Genomic DNA, 23,326 nt, shown 5'->3' with positions numbered 1-23,326 from the left:
TTATCCTGTGCTTATCGAATTAAATGGGAGATGTGGCCACAGCCTGCGACCACAGGGATACAGTAACAACATTACCGCAACGATAACATTAACGGTAGCGTTTTATGGGGCTATTTTGATCCTGTTCAGCCAGCCAGGCGAGCTTTTCGCCAATCTTGCCTTCAAGGCCCCTGTTTGTCGGGAAATAATAGCGTGTTTGTGCTATTTCCGGCGGGAAGTAAACCTCACCGGCAGCATAAGCGTTTGCTTCATCATGAGCATAACGATATTCCTGACCGTAGCCCATTTCCTTCATTAATTTTGTCGGCGCATTACGCAAATGAACCGGCACGTCATAATCCGGACGTTCGCGAGCATCGGCCAGCGCGGCTTTAAATGCGGTATAGACAGCGTTACTTTTTGGCGCGCAGGCCAGGTAAACAATCGCCTGAGCAATGGCACGTTCACCTTCAGCCGGACCAACGCGAGTAAAGCAATCCCAGGCCGCAATAGCCACCTGCATCGCCCGTGGGTCAGCATTACCCACATCTTCAGACGCAATCGCCAGGCAGCGACGCGCGACATATAACGGATCTCCACCGGCGGTAATAATTCGCGCATACCAGTACAGCGCCGCATCGGGTGCGCTCCCACGCACCGATTTATGCAGTGCAGAGATCAGATCGTAAAAGCGATCGCCTTTGTTATCAAAGCGGGCGCTACGCTCACCGGCGATTTCGGTCAGTAATTCAGGCTTCAGGACTCGCTTACCGCTATCATCGACTTCAGCCATATCCGCCATCATTTCCAGCGTATTTAACGCGCGGCGCGCGTCGCCATTCACCAGTTCAGCGATGGCGCGTCTTGTTTCACCCGGCAGAACGATATCCTGACCACCATAACCGCGGGTTTTGTCTTCCATCGCCTGAGTCAGTACCTGTTCGATATCCTCTGTACTCAGGGATTTCAACAGGTAGACACGGGCACGGGAAAGCAGTGCCGAATTAAGCTCAAACGACGGGTTTTCAGTGGTTGCGCCAATAAAAGTGATGGTGCCGTCTTCAATATGTGGCAGAAATGCATCCTGCTGGCTTTTGTTGAAACGGTGAACTTCGTCAACAAAAAGAATAGTGCGGCGACCAGCATTGCGGTTTTGCCGAGCGCGCTCGATCGCCTCGCGAATCTCTTTCACGCCAGAGGTGACGGCAGAAATACGTTCCACATCAGCGTTCGCATAACGGGCTATAACTTCAGCGAGGGTTGTTTTGCCGGTACCCGGTGGCCCCCAGAGGATCATAGAATGCAAATGCCCAGCTTCGATAGCGCGCGGCAATGGCTTCCCGGCAGCCAGCAAATGTTGCTGGCCGATATACTGTGCTAAATTTTCTGGCCGCATACGCGCGGCCAGAGGTTGAAAAGTATTATCCGAAAAATCGAGCGACAGATTGCTCACTCAGGTGCCTCTACTTACGTTGATCATCTACCGTGACGCCTTGCGGCGGGGTGAAGGTAAATTTCGCTGCATCCACAGCCCCATTTTGCTGGGATTTCAGTTGATAACTGCTGCGCTGATCGTCCTGCTCCACCGCGCTAAACTGATGGATTGTGCCATCACGCCCCACGTTAATGGTGAACTGCTTCAAATTGCCATTGCTGGCTTTCGGCGTCAGGACAAAGTCATCGCCATTCTGTTTGATATTGTACTGCTGCCAGTCGCTGGACTGGTTGCGGGCAATCAGCATAAACGGCGTATTACCGGTAGCATCTTTCAGCCAGGTTGCCGTAGCTTGCTCAACGAATGGGTTATAGAACCACAGTGTTTTACCGTCAGAAACCAGAATGCTTTCATCAGGTTGAGTCATATGCCAGTTGAATAAGTTTGGACGTTTCACCCACAGATCGCCCTGACCTTCCTGCACCGCCGCGCCGCTACCGTCAGTCACTTTTTGTGTGAAACTGGCGTGGAAGCTGCTGACTTTATCCAGGCGGCTTTTAAGATCGCTTGCGGCATCAGCCCAAACGCTGCTTGCTACTAAGCTTGAGAGTAATGCACAGGTGATGGCAATTTTTTTCATCATTATTCCTCAAATTACGTCACTCCCGACCGGGAGTTCCCTCTACTCTCTATTCCAGGCTAATAATCAGCTTGAGGAAAGAAGAAAATACTGAATTTTCAGTTACCAGATTGCCGGATGCGATGCTATCGCATCTTATCCGGCCTACGATACTCTAATTAGTCAAACGGAGGTGGGGCCAATACTTCACGATTACCATTGTGCCCCTGTTCGCTGACAATCCCCTGCGCTTCCATCTGTTCGATAATCCGCGCCGCACGGTTATAACCAATGCGGAACTGACGCTGTACGCCTGAAATTGACGCTTTGCGTTTTTCAGTGACAAACTGCACTGCCTGATCGAACAACGGATCCAATTCTTCAGCGCCATCGAAACCACCCGCACCACCTTCGCTTTCGCTGTCGGAGGTGATGCCGTCAACATACTGTGGGCGACCACGCGCTTTCCAGTCCTGCACCACGGCATGAACTTCCTGATCGCGAACAAAAGCACCATGAACACGTACCGGCAACGTGGAGTTCGGCCCAGAGTAAAGCATATCCCCCATACCCAGCAGTGATTCCGCGCCAGCCTGATCAAGAATGGTACGTGAGTCAATCTTACTGGATACGGTAAAGGCGATACGGGTCGGAATATTCGCTTTAATCAGACCAGTAATAACATCAACCGATGGACGCTGAGTTGCCAGTACGAGGTGGATACCTGCAGCACGGGCTTTTTGCGCCAGACGTGCTATCAGCTCTTCCACTTTTTTACCTACCGTCATCATCAGGTCGGCAAATTCGTCCACCAACACCACAATGTACGGTTCCTTTTTCAGCACCGGATGCTGGGCATCCATACTGTCACCCGGCTTCCAGTACGGGTCTGGAATCGGACGCATCATGCGATCGGCTTCAGCAATTTTTTCGTTATAACCCGCCAGATTACGCACACCCAGTGCAGACATCAGTTTATAACGACGCTCCATCTCGTTAACACACCAGCGCAGCGCGTTGGCGGCATCTTTCATATCGGTAACGACTTCCGTTAACAGGTGCGGAATGCCTTCATAAACCGAAAGCTCCAGCATTTTCGGGTCGATCATGATGAAACGCACATCTTCTGGCTGTGCTTTATAAAGCATGCTCAGGATCATCGCGTTCACACCGACAGATTTACCGGAACCGGTAGTCCCCGCAACCAACAAGTGCGGCATTTTCGCCAGATCGGCAACCACCGGCTCACCGGCGATATCTTTACCCAGCACCACGGTTAATGGCGACGGATTATCGCGGAATTTGGCGTTATCCAAAACTTCGCGCAGATAAACGGTTTGTCGTTTTTTATTCGGTAACTCCAGACCTACATAAGGTTTGCCAGGAATAACTTCAACGACACGCACCGCCACCGTCGAAAGTGAACGGGCAAGGTCACGTGACAAGTTAGAAATACGCGCCGCTTTTACGCCCGGTGCCAGGTTCAATTCAAAGCGAGTGATAACCGGCCCCGGAGAATAATTGACGACATCGGCTTTAATACGGAAATCAGCCAGACGCGCTTCCACCAGACGCGCCATTTGTTCAAGCGCAAAGGTATCTACCGGCTCCACTTCGCTCGGCGGCGGTGTCAGCAAATCCAGAGAAGGCAGCGGCGTCGTAGGTTTATGCAACGGACGGCTGTCGCCATTACGCATTAACAGCGGATGAAGCAGGGTATCCTGCGGCTGCGGCGCAACTGGCTGTTGCGGCTGCTGATATTGCTGCTGTGGTGCAACCGGCTGTTGTGGCTGCTGATACTGCGGCTGTGGTGCAACCGGCTGTTGCGGCTGCTGATATTGCGGCTGCTGTGCAACCGGTTGTTGCGGCTGCTGATATTGTTGCTGCGGCGCAACTGGTTGTTGCGGCTGCTGATATTGTTGCTGCGGTGCTACCGGTTGTTGCGGCTGCTGTACAGGTTCAACAATTGGCGTAAACAGCGGTTCGTGTGGACCATCATCCAGCAACGCTTTCATTGGCGAAAATTCAAAATCATCCAGCGAGAACGGATTCGCCCCAGCCGGTTGTTCGCCGGAATAACGTTGTTGTTGAGTTTGAGCAAACTGACGAGCCAGTTCTGCCTCTGCCGCAGCATCTGCATCTTCTGTGTTCACGGGCACATCATGTTGATACTGTTCGCCATAGCGTTGCTGCTGCGTTTGGGCGAACTGACGTGCCAGTTCATCCTGCTGCATCGCATCGATTTCATCATCGTTGTACTGATCGCCAGAATCGTACTGATTGCGCTGGGCTTCACGGGCTTTTTCTTCTGCTGCACGCTGTGAGGGCAGCTTAATGCCATATGACGCCAGTTCACGACGAGTTGGCACGCGGATACGTTTCGGTCGTGGCAACTGCGGGCCAATCCCCTCTTTGACCTGCGGACGCGGTCCACCGCTATTTGCCAGACTGAAGACTGGTGCGGCAACGGTTGCGGCAGCCCCCGTCGCCAGTGTCGCTTTTTTCACGCCAGATGCCAGAGGGGAAACAGCGGCAGCGGCTTCCACTGGAGGTACTGCTGCAACAGAAGGTGCTTTAAGCGAAGATTTGATCGGTTCTGGTTCTTTAACCGGTTCAGGAATCGGTTGATACCAGGCCGCAAGTTGTTCACGTTCACGGGCACGCTTCTCTTCCACTTCTTCAAAATAGTAAAGCGGCGGACGCGCGGGTTTTGTCTCTTCTACAATGGGTTCAGGCTCCACAACAGGCTGCTGTTCAACGGGTTGCGGCTGTTGGTACAACGGCTCCTGAGCGGCTGGCTGCTGATAAGTTTGCTCCGTCTGGTATGTAGACTGTGGAGCAAAAGTGGATTGCTGCTCTTCGGCTTGCCAGGCGTTACCTGCCACCGGTTGTTCTGGCGCAGGGGCGTAATACGGCTGTTGCGCAGACTGTTCCGGCGCAGGAGCGTAGTAAGGTTGTTGCACAGGCTGTTCAGCTGCAGGCGCATAATACGGCTGCTGTGGCTGTACAGGTTGTTGCAGCGGCTCATTATATTGCACTGCAGGCTGCGCATATTGTGACTGCTGTGGGTAACCTTCCGGTGCAGGTGCAATAACCGGTTCTCCCGTTTGCGGCCCCGGTACAGGCTGCCAGGCTACTGTAGGTTGCGTAGGTGGAACATCAACAGAGGCAACTGGCGGCGTCTGAGTCACAGGTTCAACCGGTGCAGCCCAGCTTTGTGTCGCCGTGGTAGCAGCAGCTGCTACAGCAACAGGTTCGGTAATTGGCGCACCGTTTAATAATGGATCGTATTCGTCATATTCTGGCTGCGTTGCACGATTGCCCGAAAAGAGGACGTCGTCAGGGTCGGCAGCCACACCGCGTGCAGTGTAGGTAATCTCTTCTTCATCATCCATCCGCTTACCGGAGAACAACGCAGCATCTGTTTGCCGCCCCATCGGATTAATGAATTTTTCCGCCAGACGTTTACGACGTGCTAGCGCGCCGCGAAGAATACGGGCACGGCGCGATTCATGCTGTTTGCCGTGATTTTCATCTTCATATTCTTCGTCGTCTTCATACTCATCTTCATCGACCCAGGTATCATCGCGACGGGTACGATTACTGGCGAAGGTGAGAATGTTTAAAATCCAGCCGCCGAGTTTTTCAGCAATGGTCACCCATGACCAACCGGTGAACAGCGTCAGGCCCGCTGCCCAAACGCAGAGCAGCGCAATAGTTCCCCCGCTACTGTGTAGCAGTGGTTGTAGCGTAGTGCTTAGTAAGCTGCCGATGACGCCACCGGAGGCAAAATACCAGATATCGTCAGCGTTGATTGCCGCCAGACCACAAGAGGTAAGGATTAGCGCCAAAACGCCAATGATGCGTAGCGAAACGGCAAAATAATCAATGTATTCGTCACTGGACTGATGACGCCAGGCAAACCAACAACCGCCGACGATAATGACGGGAATGGTGTAAGCCATCACGCCAAAAATAAAGAACAGCGTATCTGCCAGCCACGCACCGGGCATTCCACCTAAATTATGGATAGGCTCATGCCAGGCCGTTTGCGACCAGCTGGGGTCCGAAGGGTTAAAGCTTAGTAAGGCAGCCATCAACCAGACGGCAAACAGGACAATAAGGATCAGCAACGCCTCCAGAAGTCGGCGGCCGCTACTTAACTTTGTCAATGTGACTTCTTTGTCTTCAGTGTATTCCTGGCTCAAGAAAGGCTCTCCAGGTTACAGGCTTTTCCTGCCCGATGCTAAAACGGACAACAGTACCAGGTTACCCTAGTACTGTTGCTGTATGGATTAACAGGAGTGTAATCAAAATACGCCGATTTTGCACCTGTTCCGTGTTAGCGCGTCTTAATAACCAGACGATTACTCTGCTTGACTTCTTCCATAACAACGTATGTCCGCGTGTCATTGACGCCAGGCAGACGCAGCAGGGTTTCCCCTAGCAACTTACGGTAAGCCGACATATCCGGCACGCGTGTTTTCAACAGGTAGTCGAAATCACCGGATACTAAATGACACTCCTGAATTTCTTCAAGTTTTTGTACAGCGGTATTGAATTGTTCAAACACATCCGGTGCGCCACGATTCAGAGTAATCTCAACGAATACCAGAAGTGATGCATCCAGATAATGGGGGTTCAGCAGCGCTGTATAGCCCTGAATAAACCCTTGTCTTTCCAGCCGACGCACACGCTCAAGGCACGGCGTTGGGGAAAGTCCCACACGTTTAGAAAGCTCGACGTTAGAAATACGCCCATCCTTTTGCAACTCATTAAGAATGTTACGATCGATACGGTCGAGATCTTTGCCAGGGCGCTTCTTGCTATCTACCATTATTATTGTCTCTCTGTATTCCTTCCCTACTCCTGTCTGACCCTGAAACATCACTGTTCAGAGTCGCTACCCGTCACGATAGACCGAAATCATTAAGATTCACGGCGCGCAATGCCTGGTCTACGGTGAGAAGACCGTTGCCTGGTGGCAGCTATCGACATCACGAATGGCGTCTGTCCACGCCATACGTAGATTTCACTAGCACGGTAAACATGGTATTTACATGCATGGTTATGCGCATATAAGAATACTGTTTTTTTTCTTCCTCGAATGTTTTCGCAAAACACCAGGGGATTGTCAAAGCAAAACATCGATTTTTAGTACAACATGCCAGATATTCATTAACAGGGGCGTTTATTCATCATTTAATCGGCTTATAACGCGGGAAATTTAAGTAGCAGAGGTGATAATGCCGGAGGGAGTTTGACCTACTTATCGATACTGCCGATTGCACAAATTGTTAACAAAATCGTCATACTCTTTTTTTACGTCTGTAAATTCCCTACAATCCTGCCCATTGTCTGCCAACAACTATGGGGATCTCATGGGCACGACCAAACACAGTAAACTGCTTATCCTGGGTTCAGGCCCGGCGGGATACACCGCTGCTGTCTACGCGGCGCGCGCCAACCTGCAACCTGTGCTGATTACCGGCATGGAAAAAGGCGGCCAACTGACCACCACCACGGAAGTGGAAAACTGGCCAGGCGATCCAAACGATCTGACCGGTCCGTTATTAATGGAGCGCATGCACGAACATGCCGCTAAATTTGAAACTGAAATCATTTTTGATCACATCAGCAAAGTAGATTTGCAGAATCGCCCGTTCCGTCTGACTGGCGATAGCGGCGAATACACTTGTGATGCGCTGATTATTGCCACTGGAGCTTCTGCTCGCTATCTCGGCCTGCCCTCTGAAGAAGCCTTTAAAGGGCGTGGGGTTTCTGCTTGTGCAACCTGCGACGGTTTCTTCTATCGTAACCAGAAAGTTGCGGTCATCGGCGGCGGCAATACCGCGGTTGAAGAGGCGCTGTATCTGTCTAACATCGCTTCGGAAGTTCATCTGATTCACCGCCGAGATGGTTTCCGCGCGGAAAAAATCCTCATTAAGCGTCTGATGGATAAAGTGGAGAACGGCAACATTATTCTGCACACCAACCGTACGCTGGAAGAAGTGACCGGCGATCAGATGGGCGTCACTGGCGTTCGTCTGCGCGATACGCAAAACACCGATAATATCGAGTCACTCGACGTTGCCGGTCTGTTTGTTGCTATCGGCCACAGCCCGAACACGGCTATTTTCGAAGGGCAGCTGGAACTGGAAAACGGCTACATCAAAGTGCAGTCGGGTATTCATGGTAATGCCACCCAGACCAGCATCCCTGGCGTCTTTGCCGCAGGCGACGTGATGGATCACATTTATCGCCAGGCCATTACATCTGCGGGTACAGGCTGCATGGCAGCACTTGATGCGGAACGCTACCTCGATGGTTTAGCTGACGCAAAATAATTTTACAAATCAGTAACAAAAGTAAAGAAGGCGACACCATGCGACTATGGGTCGCCTTTATTTTTTCCTCGTTGTAACATTGCTCTGCAAATAATTCTGATAACTCACCTGCTAAGCGTGCAATGAATAAATCCCGTCAAAAAGAGTTAACCCGCTGGTTAAAACAGCAAAGCGTCATCTCCCAACGTTGGCTGAATATTTCTCGTCTGCTGGGCTTTGTGAGCGGCATATTGATCATTGCCCAGGCCTGGTTCATGGCGCGAATTCTGCAACATATGATTATGGAGAATATTCCCCGTGAAGCCCTGCTGCTTCCCTTTACGTTACTGGTTCTGACCTTTGTACTGCGCGCATGGGTGGTCTGGTTACGAGAACGGGTGGGTTATCACGCCGGGCAGCATATCCGCTTTGCCATCCGACGTCAGGTTCTCGACCGTCTGCAACAAGCAGGGCCAGCGTGGATTCAGGGTAAACCGGCGGGGAGCTGGGCGACGCTGGTACTCGAGCAAATTGACGATATGCATGATTACTATGCACGCTACCTGCCGCAAATGGCGCTGGCAGTGTCGGTGCCGTTGCTGATTGTGGTGGCGATCTTCCCCTCTAACTGGGCTGCGGCGCTCATTCTGCTGGGCACTGCTCCGTTAATTCCGTTATTTATGGCGCTGGTTGGAATGGGGGCTGCCGATGCTAACCGACGCAACTTTCTCGCTCTTGCTCGCTTAAGTGGACATTTCCTCGATCGCCTGCGCGGCATGGAAACATTGCGTATTTTTGGTCGTGGTGAAGCTGAAATTGAAAGTATTCGTTCTGCTTCGGAAGATTTCCGCCAACGGACAATGGAAGTGCTACGGCTGGCGTTTTTATCCTCCGGCATTCTCGAATTTTTTACCTCGCTGTCAATTGCTCTGGTCGCGGTCTACTTTGGTTTTTCCTATCTCGGTGAGCTGGATTTTGGGCACTACGATACTGGCGTGACGCTGGCTGCGGGGTTTCTGGCCCTGATCCTTGCGCCGGAGTTTTTCCAGCCATTGCGCGATCTGGGTACGTTTTATCATGCTAAAGCCCAGGCTGTTGGCGCGGCAGACAGTCTGAAAACGTTTATGGAAACCCCGCTCGCCCATCCGCAGCGCGGTGAGGCTGAATTAACGTCGACCGATCCGGTGACCATTGAGGCCGAGGATCTGTTTATTACATCACCAGAAGGTAAAACGCTGGCCGGACCGCTGAACTTTACTTTGCCAGCAGGCCAACGTGCAGTGTTGGTTGGTCGCAGCGGTTCAGGTAAAAGCTCACTGCTGAACGCGCTTTCTGGTTTTCTCTCATATCAGGGATCGCTACGAATCAACGGGATAGAATTACGCGATTTATCACCGGAATCATGGCGTAAACATCTCTCCTGGGTTGGGCAAAACCCACAATTACCAGCAGCAACACTACGAGATAACGTACTGCTGGCACGACCTGATGCCAGCGAACAAGAGTTACAAACAGCACTGGATAACGCGTGGGTCAGTGAGTTTCTACCGCTCCTGCCACAAGGAGTTGATACGCCTGTTGGCGACCAGGCTGCCCGCCTTTCCGTAGGCCAGGCACAACGTGTGGCGGTGGCGCGTGCATTACTGAATCCCTGTTCGCTATTACTGTTGGATGAACCCGCAGCAAGCCTTGATGCTCACAGTGAACAGCGCGTAATGGAGGCGCTGAATGCCGCCTCTCTGCGCCAGACAACGTTAATGGTCACCCACCAGTTAGAAGATCTTGCTGACTGGGATGTCATTTGGGTAATGCAGGATGGTCAGATTATCGAGCAAGGACGTTACGCGGAATTAAGCGTGGCTAACGGTCCTTTTGCCACATTGCTGGCCCATCGTCAGGAGGAGATTTAAATGCGCGCTTTGCTACCCTATCTGGCTCTGTATAAACGTCATAAATGGATGTTAAGCCTTGGCATTGTGCTAGCAATTGTCACACTGCTCGCCAGTATCGGTCTGTTGACACTTTCCGGCTGGTTCCTCTCCGCCTCAGCGGTGGCGGGCGTTGCAGGACTGTATAGCTTCAACTATATGCTACCCGCTGCAGGCGTGCGTGGCGCAGCAATCACCCGTACCGCCGGGCGTTATTTTGAACGTCTGGTGAGCCATGACGCGACTTTCCGCGTGTTGCAGCATCTGCGCATTTACACCTTCAGCAAATTGCTCCCCCTCTCCCCTGCCGGACTGGCGCGCTATCGTCAGGGCGAATTGCTCAACCGCGTGGTGGCGGATGTTGATACGCTCGATCATCTTTACCTGCGCGTTATCTCGCCGCTGGTGGGCGCTTTTGTGGTGATTATGGTGGTGACAATCGGGTTAAGTTTCCTTGATTTCACCCTCGCCTTTACGCTGGGCGGCATTATGTTACTGACGCTTTTGCTGATGCCACCGCTGTTTTATCGTGCGGGAAAAAGCACCGGGCAAAATCTGACTCATCTTCGCGGGCAGTATCGCCAACAACTGACAGCCTGGCTGCAAGGGCAAGCTGAGCTGACCATTTTTGGTGCCAGCGATCGTTATCGCACGCAATTAGAGAATACTGAAATTCAGTGGCTGGAAGCGCAACGCCGTCAATCTGAACTGACAGCTTTGTCGCAAGCAATAATGCTGTTAATTGGCGCGTTAGCGGTGATCCTGATGCTGTGGATGGCGTCTGGCGGCGTTGGTGGCAATACTCAACCAGGCGCGTTAATTGCCCTGTTTGTCTTCTGTGCGTTAGCCGCGTTTGAAGCACTGGCACCAGTAACGGGTGCATTTCAGCATCTGGGGCAAGTCATTGCCTCTGCCGTACGGATCACCGATTTAACGGATCAAAAACCTGAAGTCACCTTCCCTGATACCCAAACCCGTGTTGCCGATTGCGTTTCGCTGACGTTACGGGATGTTCAGTTCACTTATCCGGAGCAATCCCAACAAGCACTGAAAGGGATTTCTCTTCAAGTAAACGCCGGAGAACATATTGCGATTCTCGGGCGAACCGGATGCGGTAAATCAACATTGTTACAACTGCTGACCCGCGCATGGGACCCGCAACAGGGCGAGATTTTACTTAACGATAGCCCCATAGCCAGCCTGAACGAAGCAACTCTACGACAGACCATCAGCGTTGTGCCACAGCGAGTGCATCTGTTTAGCGCCACACTGCGTGATAATCTGTTACTCGCCTCGCCTGGCAGTAGTGATGAAGTTTTGGCGGAGATCTTGCGTCGAGTTGGTCTGGAGAAGCTGCTCGAGGATGCAGGTCTCAACAGTTGGTTAGGTGAAGGCGGACGCCAGCTCTCCGGTGGTGAACTGCGCCGTCTGGCTATCGCCCGTGCGCTGTTACATGATGCGCCACTGGTATTGCTGGATGAACCTACCGAAGGCTTAGATGCCACAACTGAAAGTCAGATCCTTGAATTACTTGCAGAAATGATGCGTGAGAAAACGGTGTTAATGGTCACCCATCGACTTCGCGGGCTCTCTCGTTTCCAGCAAATAATAGTGATGGACAACGGGCAAATTATTGAGCAAGGTACTCACGCAGAACTGCTTGCCCGACAGGGGCGTTATTACCAGTTTAAGCAGGGTTTGTAAGCTATTATTGAACGATCCGACTTGCGTGGAGTTTTGCGGTCATGCGCCTGGTTCAGCTTTCTCGCCATTCAATAGCCTTCCCCTCCCCGGAAGGCGCATTACGTGAGCCTAACGGCCTGCTGGCACTGGGGGGCGATCTTAGCCCTGCGCGCCTGTTAATGGCTTATCAGCGTGGTATTTTTCCGTGGTTTTCTCCAGGCGACCCCATCCTCTGGTGGTCGCCCGATCCTCGCGCGGTACTATGGCCTGAATCATTGCATATCAGCCGTAGTATGAAACGATTTCATAAACGCTCGCCCTATCGTGTCACGATGAATTACGCCTTTGGTCAGGTCATTGAAGGCTGTGCCAGCGATCGCGAAGAAGGAACCTGGATCACGCGTGGCGTGGTCGAAGCCTACCATCGCCTTCACGAACTCGGTCATGCCCACTCCATCGAAGTCTGGTGTGAAGATGAGCTTGTCGGCGGTATGTACGGCGTGGCCCAGGGAACGCTATTTTGTGGCGAGTCTATGTTCAGCCGGATGGAAAACGCGTCCAAAACAGCGCTACTGGTCTTCTGTGATGAATTTATCCGTCACGGTGGCAAACTTATCGACTGCCAGGTCCTTAACGATCACACAGCTTCGCTTGGTGCCTGCGAAATTCCCCGCCGGGATTATCTAAATTATCTCAATCAAATGCGCCTCGGACGATTGCCGAATAATTTCTGGGTACCACGGTGCTTGTTTTCACCACAAGAATGAATGTTTTCGGCACATTTCTCCCCAGAGTGTTATAATTGCGGTCGCAGAGTTGGTTACGCTCATTACCCCGCTGCCGATAAGGAATTTTTCGCGTCAGGTAACGCCCATCGTTTATCTCACCGCTCCCTTATACGTTGCGCTTTTGGTGCGGCTTAGCCGTGTGTTTTCGGAGTAATGTGCCGAACCTGTTTGTTGCGATTTAGCGCGCAAATCTTTACTTATTTACAGAACTTCGGCATTATCTTGCCGGTTCAAATTACGGTAGTGATACCCCAGAGGATTAGATGGCCAAAGAAGACAATATTGAAATGCAAGGTACCGTTCTTGAAACGTTGCCTAACACCATGTTCCGCGTAGAGTTAGAAAACGGTCACGTGGTTACTGCACACATCTCCGGTAAAATGCGTAAAAACTACATCCGCATCCTGACGGGCGACAAAGTGACTGTTGAGCTGACCCCGTACGACCTGAGCAAAGGCCGCATTGTCTTCCGTAGTCGCTGATTGTTTTACCGCCTGATGGGCGAAGAGAAAGAACGAGTAAAAGGTCGGTTTAACCGGCCTTTTTATTTTGTGATATGTATGAAGTACTTTGGAAGTATAAGTCCATAACATAACTTGTCTCGATGTAGATATACTGCACAACTTGTTTACAGTATGAGCAAACAATAATTATCATTAAAATTCTTCTTGACCGTTTTACTCCAACTCCCTATAGTAGCGCCCCGTTGCCCCCCATGAGGTCAGGCAGCAAAACAATTTGGTGAGGTGTCCGAGTGGCTGAAGGAGCACGCCTGGAAAGTGTGTATACGGCAACGTATCGGGGGTTCGAATCCCCCCCTCACCGCCATATTTGAAGAAGAGCTCGTACGAAAGTACGGGCTTTTTTTTCGCATTTTATCTGCCTGTACGGCAGTGAACGGTATAAAAATCGAGTTTTTCTTTCGGTTGGCTTTCTAAGCTGCCTGTACGGCAGTGAACTCAAATACTACACGTTTAGCTCGTTGTTAATAAAGAAAAATCATCTCATTTTCCTGCTGCCACCCTTTTTTATTCTTACCTTCCAGCACCATTAATTATCAACAACTTACCTTCACCTCCAAAAATAGGGTTTTCACCATTCCACCCTACAAATAAAAAGTCCGTAACCCCTGACGAGATTACGGACTTCACAAACCTACCTAACAATCAGATTAATGCGCTGCTTCCGCCTTGTGCTTTTGTGCACTCTGGAATCCGTAAGTCAGCTCATTTTTCTCTTTATCCAGCGCAACCGTCACCTGACCGCCGTCCACCAGCGAACCAAACAACAGTTCGTTGGCGAGCGGTTTTTTCAGGTTGTCCTGGATGACACGCGCCATCGGACGTGCGCCCATTGCCCGGTCGTAACCTTTCTCGGCCAGCCAGTTACGCGCTTCCTGGCTCACTTCCAGAGAAACACCTTTCTGATCCAGCTGAACCTGTAACTCGACGATGAACTTATCCACCACCTGATGGATCACGTCGGTTGACAGATGATCAAACCAGATAATGTTGTCGAGACGGTTACGGAATTCCGGTGTAAAGATCTTCTTGATCTCTTCCATCGCATCGGTGCTGTTATCCTGGTGGATAAGACCAATGGATTTACGCTCAGTTTCCCGTACCCCGGCATTAGTGGTCATCACCAGCACCACGTTACGGAAGTCCGCTTTGCGTCCGTTGTTATCGGTCAGCGTACCGTTGTCCATCACCTGCAACAGAATATTGAACACGTCCGGGTGCGCTTTCTCGATTTCGTCCAGCAGCAGCACCGCATGAGGATGCTTGATGACCGCATCAGTCAGCAAACCGCCCTGATCAAAACCAACGTATCCCGGAGGCGCACCAATCAGACGGCTGACGGTATGGCGTTCCATATACTCGGACATATCAAAGCGCAGAAGCTCAATGCCCAAAGCTTTCGAAAGCTGTACCGTCACCTCTGTTTTCCCGACCCCGGTAGGGCCGGCAAACAGGAACGAACCGACTGGTTTATGTTCGTGACCTAAACCTGCACGCGCCATCTTAATGGCTTCAGTCAGCGCCTCAATGGCTTTATCCTGACCGAAGACCAGCATTTTCAGGCGATCGCTGAGGTTTTTCAGGGTATCGCGGTCACTCTGAGAAACACTCTTCTCTGGAATGCGCGCAATACGGGCCACCACGGACTCAATATCCGCCACATTAACGGTTTTCTTGCGTTTGCTTACCGGCATCAGGCGTGCGCGAGCGCCCGCTTCGTCGATAACGTCAATGGCTTTATCCGGCAGATGACGATCGTTAATGTATTTCACCGCCAGCTCTACCGCTGCACGCACCGCTTTTGCGGTATAACGCACGTCATGGTGCGCTTCGTACTTCGGTTTCAGGCCGTTGATGATCTGTACGGTTTCTTCAATCGACGGTTCAGTAATATCAATTTTCTGGAAGCGACGCGCCAGAGCACGGTCTTTCTCGAAAATGTTGCTGAACTCCTGATAGGTTGTCGAACCAATTACGCGAATTTTACCGCTTGAGAGCAACGGTTTGATCAGGTTAGCCGCATCAACCTGACCACCAGAGGCTGCACCCGCACCGATAATGGTGTGGATCTCATCAATAAACAGGATGCTGTTAGTGTCCTGCTCCAGCTGCTTGAGCAACGCTTTAAAACGTTTTTCAAAGTCGCCGCGATATTTTGTGCCCGCTAACAGAGAACCGATATCGAGAGAGTAAATCGTACAGTCAGCCATCACTTCCGGCACATCGCCCTGAACAATTCGCCAGGCAAGACCTTCCGCAATCGCGGTTTTGCCGACACCGGATTCCCCCACCAGCAGCGGGTTGTTTTTACGGCGACGGCAGAGAACCTGAATAGCACGCTCCAGCTCCTTCTCACGACCAATCAGTGGGTCGATTCCGCCCACACGCGCAAGCTGATTCAGGTTCGTCGTGAAATTCTCCATACGTTCCTCCCCACCAGCTTGTTCTTCGCTGTTTGGCTGGCTGCCAGGATCAGAAGACTGTGTCGGCTCGTCTTTACGCGTGCCATGAGAGATAAAGTTCACCACATCGAGACGGCTGACTTCATGTTTGCGCAACAGATATGCCGCCTGCGACTCCTGTTCGCTAAAGATAGCGACCAGAACGTTTGCACCGGTAACCTCATTGCGACCGGAGGACTGGACATGGAAGACCGCACGTTGCAGTACACGCTGAAAACTCAGCGTTGGCTGTGTGTCGCGCTCCTCTTCACTGGCAGGCAGAACGGGTGTGGTTTGTTCAATAAAGGCTTCCAGTTCCTGACGGAGCGCAACCAAATCCACAGAACACGCTTCCAGCGCCTCCCGGGCAGATGGGTTACTGAGCAGCGCCAGTAACAAGTGCTCGACGGTCATAAACTCATGACGGTGCTCGCGCGCTCTGGCGAAAGCCATATTTAAACTGAGTTCCAGTTCTTGATTGAGCATAGGCACCTCCCCCAATTTTTATGCCTGCATTCAGGCTTTTTCTAGCGTACACAGCAATGGATGCTCATTCTCCCTCGCGTACTTGTTCACCATCGCCACTTTGGTTTCTGCAACCTCGGCGGTAAAGACTCCGCAAATGGCCTTCCCCTGGTAGTGAACAGCGAGCATCAATTGCGTTGCACGTTCTACATCATAAGAAAAGAATTTTTGTAACACGTCAATAACAAACTCCATCGGAGTGTAATCATCATTGACTAATATCACTTTATACATAGATGGCGGTTTTAGCGCGTCGCGAACTTTTTCTTCCGCCAGTTGATCAAAGTCCAGCCAGTCGTTCGTTTTACCCATTGTCAGTTATCATCTTCGGTTACGGTTATCGGCAGAACGCCCTGCCGCTGACAAGAGCTTATTTGCCTGACCAATCTACTCCACATGATAGATAACTATCATCTATCGTTGGCATCAGCGACATCTGTCACATTCCTGTCAATAGCGTTAACTGCTTCAAATTTTTGATTCATACCTGCCCCCTGGCCCCTGTCAAATGCTTGACGGCTCGCCCTAATTCTCTAAATTGTATTTCTAGAGTTGGCGAGGTTTTGAACAGCCCCCTCTCTGACCCCGGTTTATTCCATCTTACTTGTATAAGATTTGCGAAGGATGTCGAAGCATGGAAAAGGGTACTGTTAAGTGGTTCAACAATGCCAAAGGGTTTGGTTTCATCTGCCCTGAAGGCGGCGGCGAAGATATTTTCGCTCATTATTCCACCATTCAGATGGATGGTTACAGAACGCTAAAAGCTGGACAATCCGTTCAGTTTGATGTCCACCAGGGGCCAAAAGGCAATCACGCCAGTGTTATTGTGCCCGTCGAAGTAGAAGCGGCAGTCGCATAGCTCTTCTGTCTCATTGTGTACATCCTACAGGCAAAATGCCAGCCCGATCGGCTGGCATTTTTATCTCAAAAATTACTCTCGTGCCAAAGCATCTACTGGATCCAGTCGTGCCGCATTTCGTGCGGGTAACCAGCCAAATAAAATCCCGGTGACCGTCGAGCAGAGAAACGCCAGCAGCAGTGCCAACGGTGAAAAACCGATCTCCCAACCGGGTAAGAAAAGCTGCAAGGTGAAAGCAATTAACAGTGACAGTGTTATTCCCAACGCACCGCCGACCAGACAAACCAGCACGGCTTCGATCAGAAACTGTTGCAAAACATCGCTTGCTCGCGCACCTACAGCCATGCGAATGCCAATTTCCCGCGTCCGCTCGGTCACTGACACCAGCATAATATTCATTACACCAATACCGCCCACCACCAGCGAAATCACCGCCACCAGCGTCAGAAACAGTTGTAAAGTACGTGTGGTCTTTTCAACGGTTTTCAAGACGCCGTCCATGTTCCAGGTAAAGAAATCCTTCTTACCGTGGCGCAGTGAAAGTAAACGCGTGAGTTGCTGTTCCGCCTCGGCGCTGTCAAAGCCCTCTTTCACCCTGACAGTAATAGAGTTCAGCCACGACTGGCCCATAACTCTCCCGGACATCGTGCTGTAAGGTAACCACACGCGCAGCACTTTACTACTGCCAAACATCGACTGTTTTTCCTCTGCCACGCCGATGACTCTCGCTGGCATATTACCAACCAAGATAACCTCGCCAACCACATTTGCTTTATGGGGGAAAAGCTGACGGCGAGTATTACTGTCGAGAACCACGACTTGCGCACGGCCATTCAGCTGTTCCTGATTAAAGGTGTTCCCTTCACTGAAGGTCATGCCATAGACATTAAAATAATCGCCGCTCACGCCATTGGCACTGGCAGCCACATCGACATTGTTATAACGCAGGCGCAGGTTTTGCGAGACGGCAGGTGTGGCTGAGGCGACCCACGGTTGTTTTTGGATGGCGATTAAGTCGTCGTACTTCAGCGCCTGCTGATATTGCGGATCGTCATCGCCAAAATCTTTCCCGGGATAGACATCAATAGTATTCGTACCAATAGAACGAATATCCGCCAGCACCATTTGTTTGGCGGCGTCGCCGACCACGACAATGGAAACCACCGACGCAATACCGATAATAATCCCCAGCATGGTCAGTAAAGTACGCATTTTATTCGCTGCCAGCGCCCGCCACGCCATCGTCAGCGCCTCGTTAAAACCGCTGACAAACTGCCGCCAGCCAGACGCCGTGTTGATAACAGGCTCCGTCCCGCCAGCAACATTCACTTTTTCAATGGCGGGAGGATTGCGCACAATTTCGCCGTCGCGAATTTCGATCACCCGCTCGGCCTGAGCAGCGACCTGCGGATCGTGGGTAACGATAATCACCGTATGCCCGCGATCGCGCAGCTGATGCAGGATCGCCATTACCTCCTCACCGGAATGGCTGTCCAGTGCGCCTGTCGGTTCATCGGCAAGAATTACCTGACCGCCGTTCATCAATGCCCGCGCGATGCTGACGCGCTGTTGCTGACCACCCGAAAGCTGTGCCGGATAATACTCTGTACGGTCTTCAAGCCCCAGTCGTTGCAATAACTTCTGGGCACGAAGCAGTCGCTGTTTCCGCTCAAGACCCGCATAGACGGCGGGTACTTCAACATTCTGCTCGGCGGTTAAATGTGAAAGCAAATGGTAACGCTGGAAAATAAAGCCGAAGTGTTCGCGACGCAGTTGCGCCAGCGCATCGGCGTCCAGCATGGCAACATCCTGACCGGCGACGCGATAGGTGCCGCTGGTGGCCTTATCCAGGCAGCCGAGAATATTCATCAGGGTCGATTTACCGGAACCCGAAGCGCCGACAATCGCCACCATCTCACCAGCATAAATATCGAGGGTGATGCCCTTCAGCACCTCAACCTGCTCATCACCGGCAGGATAGCTGCGACGAATATCCTTTAATTCGAGCAAGGGCGTCATTGTGCAGCTCCTGGTTTGGCCTCACCAATCACCACTTCATCGCCCGCTTCCAGCCCTTTGACAATCTCAACATCGGTGTCGTTACGTGCACCAATCGTCACTTCACGCTCGCGTGTTTCACCATTACGCAACAATTTGACTTTATAACGATTATCGCCAACCGGATCGCCTAACGCCGACAGAGGGATCGTCAGCACATTTTTCACATCGGTGAGCTGAATATGCACTTGCGCGGTCATATCCAGCCGCAGCAAACCATTGGGGTTGGGTACTTCAAAACGGGCGTAATAGAAAATAGCGTCGTTAACCTTTTCCGGCGTCGGTAGCACATCCTTGATTTGCCCCTCATAGCGCGTCAGCGGATCGCCAAGCACCGTAAACCAGGCTTTTTGCCCCGGCTTCAGGTGGATTACATCCGCTTCAGAAACCTGCGCTTTTACCAGCATGGTGCTCATATCTGCCAGCGTCAGAATGTTCGGTGCTTGTTGTGCGGCAATCACCGTCTGGCCTTGCAGAGTGGTGATTTGCGTGACTTCCCCGGCCATCGGGGCAACGATGCGGGTGTAATCGAGATTGGTTTTAGCCGTATCGAGTGAGGCCTGATTACGCTTGATTTGCGCGTCAATGGTGCCAATTTGCGCCTGTTTCACAGCCATCTCCGTCGCGGCGGTATCGAGATCCTGCTGTGAAACCGCCTGCGTTTGTGCAAGACGTTGCTGACGGGAATACGTCACCCGCGCCAGTTTCAGCTCCGCTTCCGCCTGCTGCCGCTGCGCGCGTAGCTCCATCAGCGTTGCTTCCACCTCCTTGATCTGGTTTTCAGCTTGTTCAGGATCAATAACCCCTAAAAGCTGGTCTTTTTTTACTTTATCGCCAATCGCCACCGACAGCGTTTTCAACTGACCGCTGACCTGCGCGCCCACATCAACCTTACGCAGCGCGTCCAGCTTTCCGGTCGCCAGCACGCTTTGCTGTAAATCACCGGGGCGCACAATCAGCGTCTGATAAGTCGGCACGGGTGCGTTAAGAATTCTCCATAACGTAATCAGCCCGGCAATGACTATCACCAGCGCAATAACGTAACGCTTCTTCACGGTTTTCCGCTTTTTCATAAATATTCTGAATACTCCATATGCCAATCCGGGTCATTAACTTCAACGAAATATCAACAAAACCCTAAAATTTACGTTAGTAATCACACTATTGATGTTTGGTTAAGATACGCCATGGTGAAATCGACGTTATGTACAACCATTGATTTCATGAATATGTCGCAGCTAACTGAACGGACCTTTACGCCATCTGAATCTCTCAGCAGCCTGTCACTTTTTCTTAGTCTGGCACGTGGACAGTGTCGGCCGGGTAAATTTTGGCATCGCCGTAGTTTTCGCCAGAAATTTTTGCTGCGCTCGTTGATTATGCCGCGTTTAAGCGTTGAGTGGATGAACGAACTTTCCCACTGGCCGAATCTCCATGTGTTGTTAACGCGCCAGCCGCGACTGCCTGTGCGTCTGCATCGCCCTTACCTTGCGGCGAATCTTAGCCGCAAGCAATTGCTGGAGGCGTTACGTTACCATTATGCATTGCTTCGTGCCTGCATGTCGGCAGAAGAATTCAGCTTATATTTGAATACTCCCGGGCTGCAACTGGCGAAGCTGGAAGGCAAAAACGGCGAGCAGTTCACACTTGAGCTGACCATGATGATCTCAATGGATAAAGAAGGTGACAGCACAATCCTGTTCCGCAACAGCGAAGGTATTCCTCTGGCAGAGATCACCTTTACTCTGTGTGAATACCAGGGGAAAAGAACAATGTTTATTGGCGGGCTGCAAGGTGCGAAATGGGAAATTCCACATCAGGAAATCCAGAATGCGACGAAAGCCTGCCACGGGCTATTTCCCAAACGTCTCGTGATGGAAGCGGCCTGTCTGTTTGCCCAACGTTTGCAGGTAGAGCAGATCATTGCCGTCAGCAATGAAACACATATTTACCGCAGCCTGCGTTATCGCGATAAAGAAGGCAAGATCCATGCTGATTACAACGCGTTCTGGGAGTCGGTTGGCGGCGTATGTGATGCTGAACGCCATTACCGCCTTCCGGCACAGATAGCACGAAAAGAGATTGCCGAAATCGCCAGTAAAAAACGGGCTGAATACCGTCGGCGCTATGAGATGCTCGACGCTATTCAGCCACAAATGGCCACGATGTTTCGCGGTTAATCCGCGCGACCGCGCGCCAGCCACAGCACGCGTGAGAACATTTTTTTCAGCAGCGTCGGTACGGAGTCCACACCACGACGGCCGGCCTCCATTGCCACTTCAATGGCAAGATCGGGTTTGGAAGAGCGATGGATCGCTTTCGAGATAATTTTACGCAGATTCATCGGCACATTTTCCGGGATCTGCGCCACGCGGTGGAACACATCGGAAAATCCCTGGCGATACATAAAATGTTCCATATCCAGCGCCGGTAACGCCGTTAAATGTTCTCGTTCGGCTTCCCGATCGTTATTCAACAGGCTGCGTACCGTAGCGGCATACTTCTTCCCGGCTTCATCGCCATCGACCAGCACATGCCATTCAATCCCCATTCGACGGGCGAATTTAACCAGTGGCTTTAGCCCGGACTGGGCAAACTCAATGACCTTGATCCCTTCGGCATCAAAATGATGTCCACACTGACGCGCCAGTTCATTGATAACCCAGGTTTCCGTTTCGCCTTCCACCAGCAGCCAGCAGCGAGCAAACAGCGATGACGGACGGTTAAAACGAATGTGGAAAGAGATACGTCGGCTATCTTCGGTACTCAAGCCACTCGGCCCCAGACGCCAGGCGGCAACGCGAGAGGACTCACGTACCAGTCGGCAAACATGCTCTACCGGCGTTAACGAAAGCAGCTCGCCAGAGTTGGTGGTGGCAATGCGCTGCAATGGCAGAAGATTCAACAGATGCCAGGCAACTGAAAGCATAATGGGGTGTAAACGCGTTTCTGGATCTTCAATCAGCAATAATGGACGTGCGTCTTTATCCAGCCGCAATGTGCCTTTTGCCTGCAATAAAGTAGCAAACAGGCCGAGCAAAATAACCCGATACGAGCGCCCTCCAGGCCGGTCAATCATCCGGTTGATGATATCCAGATAGCGCCAGCTTCGTTGCTCATTACTGGCCCGCCGCCGCATTAAACGATATCGCGCTTGTCCGGCCCCCTGCTCAGAGAAATAATGCTCAAGCAGCTGCACCATTGCGGAAAGTCCCTGACGAATCTGTCCATCAGAGAGATTTTGCGGATGTGAGGATAATTCACGGGCGAGGAAATCGAGTTGGCGCGCGGTGACTTCCACATTAGGGACATTTGGCACCGTGCCGTTACGAATACGGCGCATAAAACGGGCATCACGCAAGCGCAGCACCGGCATTAAACGCACCAGATGGCGTGCCTGATCGTTAATATCCTCGACATCAATCGGATGTCCGTCTTTATCGAGAAAACTGCGGAGTGTCATCACACTGCCATCTTCCGCACTCTCCCCTTCCAGGCGATAAAAAATTCGATGATAACCATCGGTGCATGGCGTCCAGCATGCTTCCAACGGTCGATAGCGGCGTACCCGATGACGGCCTGGCAGCGATTCGCGGAAGGTCAAAATAATATGCAGATGATGTTCCCGCCCGTTGATATCTCCCGGCGGAAACCAGAAATCGTCGCGCTCAAAATGGTAGAGATCTGATTCTGGCGATAGCAGCAGGGTTAAGGCGTCCAGCAAGCTGGATTTACCCCACGCGTTCTCCCCAATCAGGACGTTGTTTTGTTCCAGCATCAACGATAAACGGTTGATACCGCGAAAACCCACAATTTCAACGCGCTCAAGAATCATATCCCCTCCAGAAATATGTGACTTATCCTTTACGCTGGCAGTATAACGGGAAAGGCCGTGCTAATACGTGATGACATCACATTTAAGCATGGCAAATGTCTGAAAAATGAGCGAATAATCGCGTTATACTCCCTCTTGCTGATAAGTCTGCAAAAACAACAAAATCAAATAATTAGCATGATAAATTATTTTTTATTACGCCTAAAGGATTAAATCTTTTGCTTGCACTACACTGTCAATCAGACAAATGACTATATGGGGCAACCCGCTGTTGCCCTAAATCAAATTTACTGGATTTATTTATCTGGTGAATGACTCGCCTTCGTTTT

Annotated in this window: 17 protein-coding genes and 1 tRNA gene; 8 read left to right on the top strand and 10 right to left on the bottom strand. The window is 51.4% G+C overall.

What is annotated here, in order from left to right; genetic code table 11:
• Positions 1-88 precede the first annotated feature (88 nt).
• The 4 genes from rarA to lrp all read right to left on the bottom strand — a co-directional run bounded on the left by rarA (position 89) and on the right by lrp (position 6,870).
• Positions 89-1,432 (bottom strand): replication-associated recombination protein RarA, encoded by a 1,344-nt coding sequence (gene rarA, locus BGE37_RS05840; RefSeq protein ID WP_000067769.1) that lies wholly within the window; start codon positions 1,430-1,432, stop codon positions 89-91.
• 10 nt (positions 1,433-1,442) lie between these two features.
• The gene (gene lolA / locus BGE37_RS05835) at positions 1,443-2,054 is read right to left on the bottom strand and encodes an outer membrane lipoprotein chaperone LolA (protein ID WP_001295343.1); all 612 of its coding nucleotides are present in this window, start codon (positions 2,052-2,054) and stop codon (positions 1,443-1,445) included.
• A gap of 158 nt (positions 2,055-2,212) precedes the next feature.
• Positions 2,213-6,241 (bottom strand): DNA translocase FtsK, encoded by a 4,029-nt coding sequence (ftsK, locus tag BGE37_RS05830; protein ID WP_105287855.1) that lies wholly within the window; start codon positions 6,239-6,241, stop codon positions 2,213-2,215.
• Positions 6,242-6,375: 134 nt separating this feature from the next.
• On the bottom strand, positions 6,376-6,870 hold the full coding sequence (gene lrp / locus BGE37_RS05825) for a leucine-responsive transcriptional regulator Lrp (RefSeq protein WP_000228473.1): 495 nt from the start codon (positions 6,868-6,870) through the stop codon (positions 6,376-6,378).
• Positions 6,871-7,414: 544 nt separating this feature from the next.
• Here lrp and trxB point away from each other — a divergent pair.
• The 6 genes from trxB to BGE37_RS05790 all read left to right on the top strand — a co-directional run bounded on the left by trxB (position 7,415) and on the right by BGE37_RS05790 (position 13,586).
• On the top strand, positions 7,415-8,380 hold the full coding sequence (trxB, locus tag BGE37_RS05815; protein ID WP_105270989.1) for a thioredoxin-disulfide reductase: 966 nt from the start codon (positions 7,415-7,417) through the stop codon (positions 8,378-8,380).
• A 122-nt stretch (positions 8,381-8,502) separates the two neighbouring features.
• On the top strand, positions 8,503-10,269 hold the full coding sequence (gene cydD / locus BGE37_RS05810) for a heme ABC transporter permease/ATP-binding protein CydD (protein ID WP_046083453.1): 1,767 nt from the start codon (positions 8,503-8,505) through the stop codon (positions 10,267-10,269).
• Positions 10,270-11,991 (top strand): heme ABC transporter ATP-binding protein/permease CydC, encoded by a 1,722-nt coding sequence (gene cydC, locus BGE37_RS05805; protein WP_105277067.1) that lies wholly within the window; start codon positions 10,270-10,272, stop codon positions 11,989-11,991.
• A 41-nt stretch (positions 11,992-12,032) separates the two neighbouring features.
• The gene (gene aat, locus BGE37_RS05800) at positions 12,033-12,737 is read left to right on the top strand and encodes a leucyl/phenylalanyl-tRNA--protein transferase (protein ID WP_032183842.1); all 705 of its coding nucleotides are present in this window, start codon (positions 12,033-12,035) and stop codon (positions 12,735-12,737) included.
• Positions 12,738-13,021: 284 nt separating this feature from the next.
• The gene (gene infA / locus BGE37_RS05795) at positions 13,022-13,240 is read left to right on the top strand and encodes a translation initiation factor IF-1 (RefSeq protein WP_001040187.1); all 219 of its coding nucleotides are present in this window, start codon (positions 13,022-13,024) and stop codon (positions 13,238-13,240) included.
• 258 nt (positions 13,241-13,498) lie between these two features.
• Positions 13,499-13,586 (top strand) — tRNA-Ser (locus BGE37_RS05790).
• 343 nt (positions 13,587-13,929) lie between these two features.
• Here BGE37_RS05790 and clpA read toward each other — a convergent pair.
• The 3 genes from clpA to yljB all read right to left on the bottom strand — a co-directional run bounded on the left by clpA (position 13,930) and on the right by yljB (position 16,730).
• A complete protein-coding gene (gene clpA, locus BGE37_RS05780) occupies positions 13,930-16,206 on the bottom strand; it encodes an ATP-dependent Clp protease ATP-binding subunit ClpA (protein ID WP_000934050.1) in 2,277 nt (758 codons plus the stop codon).
• Between the two features lie 30 nt (positions 16,207-16,236).
• Complete coding sequence (gene clpS / locus BGE37_RS05775) at positions 16,237-16,557, bottom strand: ATP-dependent Clp protease adapter ClpS (RefSeq protein WP_000520781.1); 321 nt, start codon at positions 16,555-16,557, stop codon at positions 16,237-16,239.
• Positions 16,558-16,655: 98 nt separating this feature from the next.
• On the bottom strand, positions 16,656-16,730 hold the full coding sequence (gene yljB, locus BGE37_RS25555) for a protein YljB (RefSeq protein ID WP_001406719.1): 75 nt from the start codon (positions 16,728-16,730) through the stop codon (positions 16,656-16,658).
• Between the two features lie 149 nt (positions 16,731-16,879).
• Between yljB and cspD the strand changes: the two genes are divergently transcribed.
• Positions 16,880-17,104 (top strand): cold shock-like protein CspD, encoded by a 225-nt coding sequence (gene cspD / locus BGE37_RS05770; RefSeq protein ID WP_000410785.1) that lies wholly within the window; start codon positions 16,880-16,882, stop codon positions 17,102-17,104.
• Between the two features lie 72 nt (positions 17,105-17,176).
• Here cspD and macB read toward each other — a convergent pair whose 3' ends face one another.
• Entirely contained in the window at positions 17,177-19,123 is a 1,947-nt protein-coding gene (gene macB, locus BGE37_RS05765; protein ID WP_105277066.1) for a macrolide ABC transporter ATP-binding protein/permease MacB, read from the bottom strand.
• Positions 19,120-20,235 (bottom strand): macrolide transporter subunit MacA, encoded by a 1,116-nt coding sequence (macA, locus tag BGE37_RS05760; protein ID WP_000746460.1) that lies wholly within the window; start codon positions 20,233-20,235, stop codon positions 19,120-19,122. Before macA ends, macB begins: the two co-directional genes overlap by 4 nt.
• A gap of 150 nt (positions 20,236-20,385) precedes the next feature.
• On the opposite strand from macA, the gene BGE37_RS05755 reads away from it, so the two are divergent.
• A complete protein-coding gene (locus tag BGE37_RS05755) occupies positions 20,386-21,342 on the top strand; it encodes a VirK/YbjX family protein (RefSeq protein WP_134736206.1) in 957 nt (318 codons plus the stop codon).
• Here BGE37_RS05755 and BGE37_RS05750 read toward each other — a convergent pair.
• Positions 21,339-22,997 carry an ATP-dependent endonuclease gene (locus BGE37_RS05750; RefSeq protein WP_000599806.1) on the bottom strand — a complete coding sequence of 553 codons (1,659 nt, stop codon included), beginning with the start codon at positions 22,995-22,997 and terminating at the stop codon, positions 21,339-21,341. The two genes, BGE37_RS05755 and BGE37_RS05750, sit on opposite strands and share 4 nt — an antisense overlap.
• Positions 22,998-23,326: the final 329 nt, after the last annotated feature.

The sequence above is a fragment of the Escherichia sp. MOD1-EC6300 genome (assembly GCF_002965045.1).
Classification (GTDB): Bacteria; Pseudomonadota; Gammaproteobacteria; order Enterobacterales; family Enterobacteriaceae; genus Escherichia; species Escherichia coli_F.
This window is presented reverse-complemented; position numbering and strand designations above follow the sequence as displayed.

Bases quoted from the DNA above. Each gene is read 5' to 3' on its own strand.
- clpA (WP_000934050.1), bottom strand. From the start codon at position 16,206: ATGCTCAATCAAGAACTGGAACTCAGTTTAAATATGGCTTTCGCCAGA.
- infA (WP_001040187.1), top strand. From the start codon at position 13,022: ATGGCCAAAGAAGACAATATTGAAATGCAAGGTACCGTTCTTGAAACG.
- trxB (WP_105270989.1), top strand. From the start codon at position 7,415: ATGGGCACGACCAAACACAGTAAACTGCTTATCCTGGGTTCAGGCCCG.
- cspD (WP_000410785.1), top strand. From the start codon at position 16,880: ATGGAAAAGGGTACTGTTAAGTGGTTCAACAATGCCAAAGGGTTTGGT.
- clpS (WP_000520781.1), bottom strand. From the start codon at position 16,557: ATGGGTAAAACGAACGACTGGCTGGACTTTGATCAACTGGCGGAAGAA.
- cydD (WP_046083453.1), top strand. From the start codon at position 8,503: ATGAATAAATCCCGTCAAAAAGAGTTAACCCGCTGGTTAAAACAGCAA.
- lrp (WP_000228473.1), bottom strand. From the start codon at position 6,870: ATGGTAGATAGCAAGAAGCGCCCTGGCAAAGATCTCGACCGTATCGAT.
- cydC (WP_105277067.1), top strand. From the start codon at position 10,270: ATGCGCGCTTTGCTACCCTATCTGGCTCTGTATAAACGTCATAAATGG.
- lolA (WP_001295343.1), bottom strand. From the start codon at position 2,054: ATGAAAAAAATTGCCATCACCTGTGCATTACTCTCAAGCTTAGTAGCA.
- BGE37_RS05755 (WP_134736206.1), top strand. From the start codon at position 20,386: ATGAATATGTCGCAGCTAACTGAACGGACCTTTACGCCATCTGAATCT.
- macB (WP_105277066.1), bottom strand. From the start codon at position 19,123: ATGACGCCCTTGCTCGAATTAAAGGATATTCGTCGCAGCTATCCTGCC.
- BGE37_RS05750 (WP_000599806.1), bottom strand. From the start codon at position 22,997: ATGATTCTTGAGCGCGTTGAAATTGTGGGTTTTCGCGGTATCAACCGT.
- aat (WP_032183842.1), top strand. From the start codon at position 12,033: ATGCGCCTGGTTCAGCTTTCTCGCCATTCAATAGCCTTCCCCTCCCCG.
- macA (WP_000746460.1), bottom strand. From the start codon at position 20,235: ATGAAAAAGCGGAAAACCGTGAAGAAGCGTTACGTTATTGCGCTGGTG.